Annotated in this window: 10 protein-coding genes; 8 read left to right on the top strand and 2 right to left on the bottom strand. The window is 53.3% G+C overall.

The features are described from left to right. Window positions 1-185 precede the first annotated feature (185 nt). The 8 genes from JRI95_07150 to JRI95_07115 all read left to right on the top strand — a co-directional run bounded on the left by JRI95_07150 (window position 186) and on the right by JRI95_07115 (window position 8,275). A complete protein-coding gene (locus tag JRI95_07150) occupies window positions 186-860 on the top strand; it encodes a PEP-CTERM sorting domain-containing protein (protein MBW2061329.1) in 675 nt (224 codons plus the stop codon). Window positions 861-1,089: 229 nt separating this feature from the next. After that, window positions 1,090-1,563: a flavin reductase gene (locus JRI95_07145; protein MBW2061328.1), complete on the top strand. Its 474-nt coding sequence runs from the start codon at window positions 1,090-1,092 to the stop codon at window positions 1,561-1,563. Window positions 1,564-1,823: 260 nt separating this feature from the next. Next, on the top strand, window positions 1,824-2,489 hold the full coding sequence (locus tag JRI95_07140; GenBank protein MBW2061327.1) for a (2Fe-2S)-binding protein: 666 nt from the start codon (window positions 1,824-1,826) through the stop codon (window positions 2,487-2,489). Between the two features lies 1 nt (window position 2,490). Then, complete coding sequence (locus JRI95_07135; GenBank protein MBW2061326.1) at window positions 2,491-2,937, top strand: NAD(P)H-dependent oxidoreductase subunit E; 447 nt, start codon at window positions 2,491-2,493, stop codon at window positions 2,935-2,937. Between the two features lie 20 nt (window positions 2,938-2,957). Next, the gene (locus JRI95_07130) at window positions 2,958-4,193 is read left to right on the top strand and encodes an NADH-quinone oxidoreductase subunit L (GenBank protein ID MBW2061325.1); all 1,236 of its coding nucleotides are present in this window, start codon (window positions 2,958-2,960) and stop codon (window positions 4,191-4,193) included. A 190-nt stretch (window positions 4,194-4,383) separates the two neighbouring features. After that, window positions 4,384-4,842, top strand: a complete 459-nt coding sequence (locus tag JRI95_07125; protein ID MBW2061324.1) for a (2Fe-2S)-binding protein — start codon at window positions 4,384-4,386, stop codon at window positions 4,840-4,842. Window positions 4,843-4,872: 30 nt separating this feature from the next. Beyond that, window positions 4,873-7,290: a xanthine dehydrogenase family protein molybdopterin-binding subunit gene (locus JRI95_07120; protein ID MBW2061323.1), complete on the top strand. Its 2,418-nt coding sequence runs from the start codon at window positions 4,873-4,875 to the stop codon at window positions 7,288-7,290. A gap of 10 nt (window positions 7,291-7,300) precedes the next feature. Then, window positions 7,301-8,275, top strand: coding sequence for an FAD binding domain-containing protein (locus tag JRI95_07115; GenBank protein ID MBW2061322.1), 975 nt, complete (start codon window positions 7,301-7,303; stop codon window positions 8,273-8,275). A gap of 23 nt (window positions 8,276-8,298) precedes the next feature. Here JRI95_07115 and JRI95_07110 read toward each other — a convergent pair whose 3' ends face one another. Continuing rightward, a complete protein-coding gene (locus JRI95_07110) occupies window positions 8,299-9,288 on the bottom strand; it encodes an ATP-binding cassette domain-containing protein (protein MBW2061321.1) in 990 nt (329 codons plus the stop codon). Continuing rightward, entirely contained in the window at window positions 9,281-10,249 is a 969-nt protein-coding gene (locus JRI95_07105; protein MBW2061320.1) for an ABC transporter ATP-binding protein, read from the bottom strand. The genes JRI95_07110 and JRI95_07105 overlap by 8 nt, the downstream gene beginning before the upstream one ends. Window positions 10,250-10,264 lie beyond the last annotated feature (15 nt).

Below are 10,264 nucleotides of genomic sequence, written 5' to 3'. Positions count from 1 at the left end.
CATGCCAACGACCTCTCCCATTATTTTCCTCTCCTCTTTCATGACCCGACCTCCTTGAACAACTTCTTCTCACGTTAATGCAATTTCGTGTCCAAAGAAACCGGGGGCAACTCAAAAAAATGAAGCATCTTATAAGCTAAAAATAAAAGCAGGACCGGAAACTACGGTTTTAAAAGGAGGCAGTTATGAAAGGAAAATTTTCGTTAGTTGTTACTGCTCTTCTATTTCTTTTTTTCTGTGCTAATGGAGCATTTGCTCAAACTACCATCACCTTCGATGTGGGAATTATGGGCGCAACCAGCTACCAATTTGACTCTGACGGTGATAGTGTATACGACGTTATCTTTAGCACTAATGATCCCGCTGGCTTCAATACAGTTGGTCCGGGCTCATATATGACTTATATTGTTGAGCCGGGTCTTGAAGGGTCAACGCTGGTCAGTCCGTATGATCTAAGGGTTGATTTTTATAGACAGGCCCAGGACTACCTCAACTTCGGGTTTGCCCTCGACGATTTTCGGGAGACCCCTAATACCTGGACTGAATTCTGGGTTTATAACAGTTCCGATACTTTAATCGCCCATGACTTTGAATACGGGCTCTATACTTATCCAAACGGCACAGACCCAAGTAACTTCCCGGAAGGTATGATCGAAACCACCTTCAGCGGAATTGCGGCCTATGCTTTATTTGATTTCAACAACGACCAAACGGGCGGTCAGCGCTATATTATTGATAATTTCGAGGGGAATTACGGATCAGAAGAGCAGCCTCCGGCGGTGCCTATCCCAGGCGCAGTCTTGCTGTTCGGCTCCGGTCTGATCGGCCTGGCAGGACTCAGGAAAAAGCTCAGAGCCTAATCAAACTTCAATCGTTAACTATCCCTGACAGGATCGGCCCCGGTCCTGTCTTTTTTATTTATCATTTCCGGAATCCAACCCCAGGGCGCATTTATTTTCTTGCTTTCCCGGACTTTCATGCCTTACATATTACAGTAAGCTTTTTCGTTGCCAGATGTTCTTTAAATACGCCGCCGCAGTCAACACGGGCGGCCAGGCAAAAAAATTAATAACACAGGTACGGCTTCAAATGAACGAGGAAACCAAAAAGGCTCTGTCCAGCGTGACCACCGGCCTGTATATCCTGACGACAGGGACCCTGGCCGAGCCTCATGGCATGATTGTCTCCTGGGCCAGCCAGGTCGGCTTTGACCCGGCTCTGGTCATGGTCGCAGTCAGGCAGAACCGCTTTCTGCACGACCTTATACCCCGGTTTGGCTGTTTCGGGCTGAACGTCCTGCCGCCGGGCCTGGAAGATTTCTTACCATTCTTTAAGAAGGCCTCTCCCGAAGAAAAATTCCGCAGACTGGACCTGTTTACTGCCGTGACCGGCGCGCCTCTGGTGAGGCAGGCGCTGGCCTGCCTGGACTGTCGCCTGGCCGAAACTATCCGTCCCGGTGATCACACGCTTTTTCTGGGACGGGTTGAAGAGGGCCGTCAGCTTGGTGAAGGTTCGCCCATGACCAGCCTGGATTACGGTCACGTGTATCTGGGGCAGTCTTAAAGCTTTTACAGAGAGTTTAAAAGAGCCTGTACTCCTACCATTAAGCATTCATCACGGCCGGATGATTCTTGTGGCGGAACGATTGCCAGCTAGAAATTAAGACCAGCGCATTTTAGACTTGACAACAGGCCCAGGAGTTAATTTGTATAAGATCGTCTCATTTAAAAAATCAAACTAGGATTGGCCGGAAGGGTCATGAATTTCAATGAGCAGGAGTTTCGCCAGAAGTCTTTCCGTATAAGCATCGAGGACATTATTAAATGAGCGTCGTAAAAATAACCATAGATGGCAGGGAAATAAGCGGGCGCGAGGGGATGACGATCCTTGAGGCCGCCGAACAAAACGGCATCAGCATTCCGACCCTTTGCCACCGGCCGGAAATATCCCCAAGTGGAGTCTGCCGAGTCTGTGTGGTGGAGGCAGAGGGCGCGAAGACACTGGTCGGCTCCTGTCATACTCCCATTGCTGAGGGAATGGTCATACACACCCGCTCTCCCAAGGTGCTTTCGACGCGGAAAGTGATTGTGGAGCTTTTACTGGCCGCGCACACGGGATCCTGTGTCACTGACAGGGATGCAAAAGATTGCGAGCTGCATCAGCTTGCTTCGGACCTGGAAGTAGGTCCGCCCAGGTTTCAGGTCAGGAAGCCGCGTTCCTATGCGGTTGAGGAAAATAATCCTTATGTTCAGCGTGATTTATCGAAATGCATTTTATGCCGCCGGTGCATAAAGGTTTGCAGCGAGGTCGCCCAGAAGAGCGTATTTAGCGTTGGTTATCGAGGATTTTGGTCTAAAATTATTGTTGGCTGCGACGAGCCTTTGGATACAAAAGTCTGCCAGGATTGCGAAATCTGTATTGATGCCTGTCCCACGGGTGCGTTGAGTAAACCTTTGGCCTTGCGTGAAGAAGAGAAAGGAGCGGGGTGAGATGACCCGGGTTCCACAGGGTTCTTCCTTCAAAGGCATGGACCGCGAGAAGCTTTTGATATTGCTCAAGCAGGCACAGAGAGAATCTGCCTGTATTTCCCGGGAGTTTATCGTCGAAACAGCCCGGTCTTTGGATATGCCCATTAATGAAATATACGGGCTAGCTTCCTTTTATTCCTTTCTTTCGACCAAACCGCAAGGCAGAAACATTATCAGGGTCTGCAAGAGCCTCCCATGCTACCTGCAAGACTCCGGGATGATCATTGAATGCGTCCAGGGCGTAATCGGCGTCACTCCCGGGGAAACCACGGCTGACGGGAGGTTCTCCTTTGAGTTGACCAACTGCATCGGCGCTTGCGATATTGCCCCGGCCATGCTGGTAAATGATGACGTTCACGGCCATCTGACCCCAGGAAGGATAAAACAGATTTTGAAGGCGTATAAGTAGAATTTCCGAGGAGGACAGCGGTGTCCGAAGAGCGGGTTGTCTTAAGAAACAGCGGCGTGATTGATCCCAGGGACATAAACAGCCATTTGGACAGGGATGGTTTCAAGGCGTTTATCAAGGCTCGCAATAAGATGACGCCGGAAGAAACGATAGAGGAGGTGAAGGCTTCCGGCCTGAGGGGCCGGGGCGGGGCTGGATTTCACTGCGGACTGAAATGGGAGTTGGCGAGACAGACTCGCGCCGGCCAGAAATTCTTGATCTGTAATGCCGATGAGGGTGAGGTCGGGACCTTTAAGGACAGACATATCCTGGAAAACGATCCCTTCACCCTCCTGGAAGGAATGGCCATCGCCGGTTATGCCATTGGGGCTGACCGGGCCTATATTTATCTTCGCGCTGAATATCACTATTTGTTTGATTCACTGCTTCACGCCATTGATCAGGTTAAGGAAAAGGGTTTCCTTAAAGACCTGGACATTCAGATTCGAGAAGGCGCTGGTGCATATATTTGCGGTGAGGAGTCGGCGCTCATGGATTCCATCGAGGGGTTCAGGGGGGAGGCTCGTTTGAAGCCGCCGTTTCCAACGGAAAAAGGACTCTGGGAAACTCCGACCATTATAAATAACGTTGAAACCCTGATGAATATCCCTCCAATCATTTCAAACGGGGCCGCGTGGTTCAACAGGATTGGAACGGAGCGCAGTAAAGGCACCAAGGTGTTCTCGGTCAGCGGTGATGTGGGGAATCCCGGTGTGTATGAACTGGTCATGGGGAGTTCGCTCAAAGAACTGGTCTTAGATTTTGCCCGGGCCAAAAATATCAAGATGGTTCAGGTTGGCGGCGCTGCGGGAAGAATCGTCCCTGACGCCATGCTGGACACGCCCCTTTCATATGAAACTGTTCTAGGCTCCGGAGGTATTATTGTTTTTAACGAAACCAGGGATGTTATAGACATCATCTATCGCTCTATGGAGTTTTTAGCTGAAGAATCTTGTGGCAAGTGCACCCCCTGCCGGGACGGGACGGAGGCAATGGTTGAAATTCTGGGCAGACTGAATATAGGCGATGGCAAGGCACAGGATATCGAGGCCCTGGAAGATTTATCAAACGCAATAATGCTTTCTTCTTTATGCGGTCTGGGGCAGACGGCCCCGGTTCCTGTTCTTGATTCTTTGAGGTATTTCAAGCACGAATATCAAGATCGGATCAAACAGTCCTTGTTTTTAAGAAGCCTTCAAGGCGTCAGGCAGTTATAACCCTAACCATACAATGCGGCCTGGCGCGGGCGAGGATCGCTTGAGGAGGTAATCGAAATTGACGGAAAGGCCCTCTAACGAACCCAAATACTTGTGCCCCTATTGCTTGACCGTTTGCCAGTCGTTTGATGAGCTCAAGACGCACGTCCTGGCCGTGCACAAGACCGCCTCGGCGCCAGCGCCGGAAGGGATGATAAAATTAACGGTCAACGGTCAGCCTTATGAAGTCAGGGTCGAGCCGGAATGGACCCTTTACTACCTCATCCATGACAGGCTGGGGTTGATTGGCAGCAAGCAGTTTTGCGACCGTGGGGCTTGCGGGTCTTGTACCGTCATCATGGATGGGCGGCCGATTCTCTCGTGCATGGCCTTGGCGATCGAGTGCGATGGCGCAAATATAGAGACGGTGGAAGGAATTGCCCGGGCCAGTCATCCCTTGATTGAGAGTTACGCCAGGCATCACGCCATGCAGTGCGGCTACTGCACCCCGGGTTTTATCGTTGCGGCCAAGGCCTTACTGGATAAAAATCCCCATCCAACCGAGGAGCAGGTGAAAGAAGCCTTGGCAGGCAACCTGTGCCGCTGCGGCACCTATCCTCAACATTCCAAAGCGGTACTTGAAGCAGCCGAAAAACTTTTAGGAGGGTGACGCCACATGGCCGATGATGAAGAAGCAAGAATGGAAGAGATGTTCGATAACTTGCGGGCCGATAAATACCCTCTCAAGGAATACAACTATATCGGAAGACGCGGCCCGCGCCGTATTGACGGTTTCCAGAAAGCCAGCGGTAATGCCGTATACACCATGGATGTGCAGCTGCCAGGCATGCTGCACATGAGATTCCTCACCTCCCCTTATCCTCACGCGGCAATCAAGAACATGGATACGAGCAAGGCTGAATCCTTTCCCGGTGTGAGGGCTATTTTGAGATATGATGACCCCGAACTTCCGCCGATCGCGGACCTGGGGGGGCATGTTCCATCGGCCGAAGTGGTTCTCCCGGGAATCGCTCACTTCCAGGGAGAGGAGGTCGGCGCGGCCGTGGCCGCTGACACCGAGGCCGTGGCTGAGGAGGCCCTGAAACTGGTAGAGGTGGAATGGGAAGAACGCCCGTTTGTCCTGGACCCCGAGGAGGCTCTGAAACCGGACGCCCCTTTAGCCCACCCTGAGCTGCTCCCCAATGGCAACCATTACAATGCCGGTCTTCTGGACGTGCTGGAGCTTGGCGACATCAGTCAAGGTTTTGCTGAAGCGGATAAGGTTATCGAGTTCAGGTCAGAACGGCGCCTTCATACCTGGATTGGCCCGGAGCGCCCCTGTGGTGTCTTCAGATGGAACGGAGACTGCCCGGAAGTCTGGGTCAAGCAGCAGCGGCCTCATATAGCCAAGCGCGTCATATCCAGCTGGTTTGGCGGCGTCCCTATGAATAAGATCAAGATGCACTGTCTGTATCAGGGCGCGAGTTTCGGGGGTTGGAGCCAGACTCCCTGGAACATGGCCGGCCATTACTGTGCCGCGGTCCTGGCCAAGAGGACCGGCAGGCCGGTGAAGTGGACGTTTACCCGGCGGGAGGATTTCTACGGCGGGGAGATGGATGAGGGCGTGTATTACTACAAGGTTGGCGCTAAAAATGACGGCACCATCACCGCCGTTCAGGGGAGGGCCGTGTTGGCCAATCAGATATGGCCGGTTTTCCATTTCCTCAAACACCTTGTTGAAAACACCAGGATTCCCAATATCCATGGACAGCTTTTTGTGGTGAAGACGAATAAAGGTCCGACCGTTCCGGTTCGGTGTGAGCAAAACGCAAACGCCCACAGCCTGACCCTGATCTTTGACCATGTGGCCGACGCCTTCGGTCTCGATCCGATAGAGGTGGCGCTTAAAAATGACGGCGCTGACGGTCATGACATGGACTGGCTCAACGAGCGCAAGGCCGAGCGTGGATTTGAGGTCAGAGATAGTTTGAGGGAGTGCGTGGAAAAAGGCAAGGCCGCCATCGGCTGGTATAACAGGTGGCACCCGCCGGGCAAAAAAAGGCTGCCCAATGGCCGGATGCACGGCCTGGCCTTTACCTGGGATCATGAGTGGGACGATTCGGCCGGATCGAGTGAAATGGCCATCCGTATTGAACGCAATGACGGCACGGCCACCATCCTGGGTATGGGCAGTGACGTGGGCGTGGATGCCGAGAATTCTTACTGCCAGATCGCGGCCGACGAGCTGGGGATGCGCCTGGATGATGTTTATTACAATCCGCAGGCTGATCCTGGATTCTTCCGGATGACGCCCGATTCTTCCACCAACATGTCTGTCAACGGCTTTGCCATCAGGCACGCTGCCAGGATTCTGAAACGAAAAATCCTCGAAGCGGCCGCAAGCCCCAGGGGAAAGACACAGCGCGGCAGCTTTCCTCCAGCCTTCCCTGACGCCGGGCCGGAGGATCTGGATATCAAGGACAGCGTTATTTACCTTAAAGCTGATCCTTCAAAGAAGATGACCATGGCGGAATTTGTCGGCCCTTCCGGTGTAGCTGGGCCGCTGGTTTCGCATGAAAACCTGGGGGTGAGGTCTAATTTTTCAGTACCGCTTTTTGCCTTTGGTTATCATGTTCAGACCGGAACCTATGCCCCTCAACATCTCCGCCCTCGCTTTTGCCGGCAGGCCCATTTCATGGAGGTCGAGGTGGATACCGAGACCGGGCTGATCGAGGTGACGCGAGTGGTTAATGTGAACGATGTTGGTAAGGTCATAAATCGGGCCTCTTGTGAAGGACAGCAGTACGGCGGCAGTTACATGGGCGTCGGTCGAGGGCGAAGCGAGGAAGTGGTCTATGATCCGGTGACCGGGATCATGCTGAATGGCAATCTTCTGGATTACAAAATGGCGACCATGCTTGACGTGGGACCCATAGACACGCTCCTGGTGGAAACGGGCATGGGTTACGGGCCTTACGGCGTCATTGGTATCGGTGAAGACATCGCCACGGTAATGCCCGCCCTCCTGGGACCGGCCGTCTATAACGCCCTGGGTATCTGGATTGACGACTTTCCCATTACGCCGGACAAGGTCCTCAAAGCGCTGAGCAAGGTTTAGGAGAAAGCCGGTGAAGAAGTTCGTACATATCAACGCCATGACCATTGATGAGGCGGTCTCCAACCTGAAACGGTACCGCGGTGAGGCCAGTATCATGGCCGGCGGGACAGACCTGCTGGGTAAAATGAAGGATCGAATTCTGCCCGGGTATCCAGAGGCGATCATTAATCTCAAGATGATTCCGAGTCTGAATTTTATTAAAGAGGAAGACGGCCGGCTCAAGGTCGGCGCCCTGACCAGGCTTGCGGACGTCGCCGCCGATTTAAAAATCAAGGCCGGGTATACTGCCTTGGCCCAAGCCGCCGGACGTACCGCATCCCCGCACCTTCGAGAGATGGGAACCATTGGCGGCAACATCTGCCAGGATATCAGGTGCTGGTATTACAGACATCCGGATAACAGGTTCCCCTGTCTCAGGAAGGGAGGCGGGAGATGCTATGCCATTGACGGGGACAACAGATTTCACTCCATCTTCGGCGGCAGTGTGGAAAATGGCTGCTATGCGGTTCACCCCAGCGACACCGCCCCGGCGCTCATAGCTCTGGACGCCACAATAATAACATCAAAGCGAACGATTAACGCTGAGGATTTTTTCGAGGTAAAGGTTGGCGGAACAACCGTGCTGGATCAAGATGAGGTCGTAACCGGGATTCAGGTGCCGACACCATCAGGCGAAACGAAAAGCGCATTTATCAAGTTCGCTCTGAGGAAGTCCATTGATTTCCCCATCGTAAACTGCGCCGCAATGATATCATTTTCGGAAAATAAGGTTACTGCGGCCCGGATTTGTCTCAATGCGGTTTATGTCACGCCCTATCGGGTGGTCAAGGCAGAGGAAACGCTTATCGGCGAAGCCATTAATAATGACAATGCTGAAGCAGCCGCCAGCGCTGCCGTTTCCGGTGCAAAGCCGTTATCTCACAACGGTTATATGGTTCAAATCGCCAGGACTCTGGTCAAAAGAACAATTCTCAACTGTGTATAACCCTCTTTTTTTCACGTTCAACCTTATAATAAGTGGCAGGCCGCGAAATGTCCGGGTGAGATCTCTTTTGTTTCCGGTGTATGGCTGATACATTCTGACCGGGCCTGGGCGCAGCGGGGATGGAAGTGGCACCCCTCGGGCGGATTCAGGGGGCTGGGGACCTCCCCTTTAAGCAGAATATGCTCCCTCTGTGCCTCGACCTTGGGCTTGGGGATGGGCACGGCCGAAAGCAAGGCCTGGGTGTAGGGATGAACCGGATTGCGGTACAGCTCGATCCGTGAGGCTGTTTCCACGATTTCCCCGAGGTACATGACCGCTATTTGATCGCTGATATGCCGCACCAAGGCCAGGTCGTGGGCGATGAAAAGAAAGGTAAGATTGAATGACTCCTGGAGTTCCTCCAGTAGGTTGATGATCTGGGCCTGGATGGAAACGTCCAGGGCGGACACCGGTTCGTCGCAGACGATGAAACTGGGTTTTACGGCCAGGGCCCTGGCCACGCCGATGCGCTGTCTTTGGCCGCCGCTGAATTCATGCGGATACCGCTCGCTCATAGGCGGGTCCAGGCCCACCACCTTGAGCAGTTCGGCCACCTGTTCGCGATAATCTGAGCGGTCGTTTGCCAGGTTGTGGACGACCAGGGGCTCGCCGATGATGTCCCTTACCTTCATACGCGGATCCAGAGAATCGAACGGATCCTGAAAGATCATTTGCATGTGGCGGCGCAGTTTCCTGACCTCTTTTTTCTTCAGCCCGGATATTTCATTTCCTTCAAAAAAGATTTTCCCGGCGGTGGGCGGTTCGATCTGTAATATGGCCTGACCGGTGGTCGTTTTTCCGCAGCCGCTTTCGCCCACCAGTCCCATGGTTTTGCCTTTGGGAATGGAAAAGTTGATTCCATCCACGGCCTTGATGTCCCCGATCTTCCTTTGGATTATGCTTCCGGCGTAAACGGGAAAATAGACCTTCAGGTTCTCCGCTTCAATCAATGCGGTGTTGTTGCTTTCAGACATCTATCCAGCACGCTTTCTCATGTTTTCCGCCCACGGATTTCAGTACCGGGGTCTCCTCCCGGCATCTCCCCACTGCGTAAGTACAGCGGGGGTGAAAGGCGCACCCCGGGGGGATGTCGGAGAGATCCGGCGGCTGTCCATGGATGGGCACTAATTTCCGTTTAATGTCTTGATCCAGTATGGGCACCGAGGCCATAAGACCGATGGTGTAAGGGTGTTTCGGATCGTCATATATATCGTCGGCCGTTCCCTTTTCCACGATGCGGCCGGCGTACATCACGTTGACGCGATCCGCGTATCGGGCCACCACGCCCAGATTATGGGTGATGATCATCAGGGCCATACCAAAATCTCGGGTCAGGTTCTTCATCAGCTCCAGGAGCTGAGCCTGAATGGTTACGTCTAAAGCCGTGGTGGGTTCATCGGCAATGATGAGCTTGGGGCCGCAGCCCAGGCCCATGGCGATCATGGTCCTCTGCCGCATACCGCCGCTGAACTGATGCGGATAATCGGCCACCCGGCTTTCGGCGGCCGCGATTTGAACCTTGCCTAGCAGTTCCTTGCTTTTTTCCAGGGCCTGTTTTAACCGCAGGCCCTGGTGAACCTCCATCGGCTCAGAGACCTGGCGGCCGATGGTAAGTGCGGGATTGAGCGAGGTCATGGGCTCCTGGAAGATCATGGCGATACGGTTCCCCCGTACGTCTCGGATTTCCTCTTCACTGATCTTGAGCAGATCCCGTCCTTCAAAGATTATTTCGCCGCCGACGATTTTCCCGGGCGGGTAGGGAATCAATCGCAGGATGGACAGGGCGCTGACACTTTTGCCGCAGCCGCTTTCGCCCACCAGGCCCAGGGTTTCACCTTCATTCAGATCGAAGGAAACGCCGTCCACGGCCTTGACGACCCCATTGTCTATAAAGAATTGTGTTTGTAAATTTTTAACTTCCAATAAAGGCGGCATCTAACCTTGCCTCTC

The sequence above is a fragment of the Deltaproteobacteria bacterium genome (assembly GCA_019308995.1).
Classification (GTDB): Bacteria; Desulfobacterota; Desulfarculia; order Adiutricales; family JAFDHD01; genus JAFDHD01.
This window is presented reverse-complemented; position numbering and strand designations above follow the sequence as displayed.

Excerpts from the sequence above, each read along its gene's own strand:
- JRI95_07150 (MBW2061329.1), top strand. The coding sequence starts at position 186 with ATGAAAGGAAAATTTTCGTTAGTTGTTACTGCTCTTCTATTTCTTTTT.
- JRI95_07145 (MBW2061328.1), top strand. The coding sequence starts at position 1,090 with ATGAACGAGGAAACCAAAAAGGCTCTGTCCAGCGTGACCACCGGCCTG.
- JRI95_07140 (MBW2061327.1), top strand. The coding sequence starts at position 1,824 with ATGAGCGTCGTAAAAATAACCATAGATGGCAGGGAAATAAGCGGGCGC.
- JRI95_07135 (MBW2061326.1), top strand. The coding sequence starts at position 2,491 with ATGACCCGGGTTCCACAGGGTTCTTCCTTCAAAGGCATGGACCGCGAG.
- JRI95_07125 (MBW2061324.1), top strand. The coding sequence starts at position 4,384 with ATGATAAAATTAACGGTCAACGGTCAGCCTTATGAAGTCAGGGTCGAG.
- JRI95_07120 (MBW2061323.1), top strand. The coding sequence starts at position 4,873 with ATGGAAGAGATGTTCGATAACTTGCGGGCCGATAAATACCCTCTCAAG.
- JRI95_07110 (MBW2061321.1), bottom strand. The coding sequence starts at position 9,288 with ATGTCTGAAAGCAACAACACCGCATTGATTGAAGCGGAGAACCTGAAG.
- JRI95_07105 (MBW2061320.1), bottom strand. The coding sequence starts at position 10,249 with ATGCCGCCTTTATTGGAAGTTAAAAATTTACAAACACAATTCTTTATA.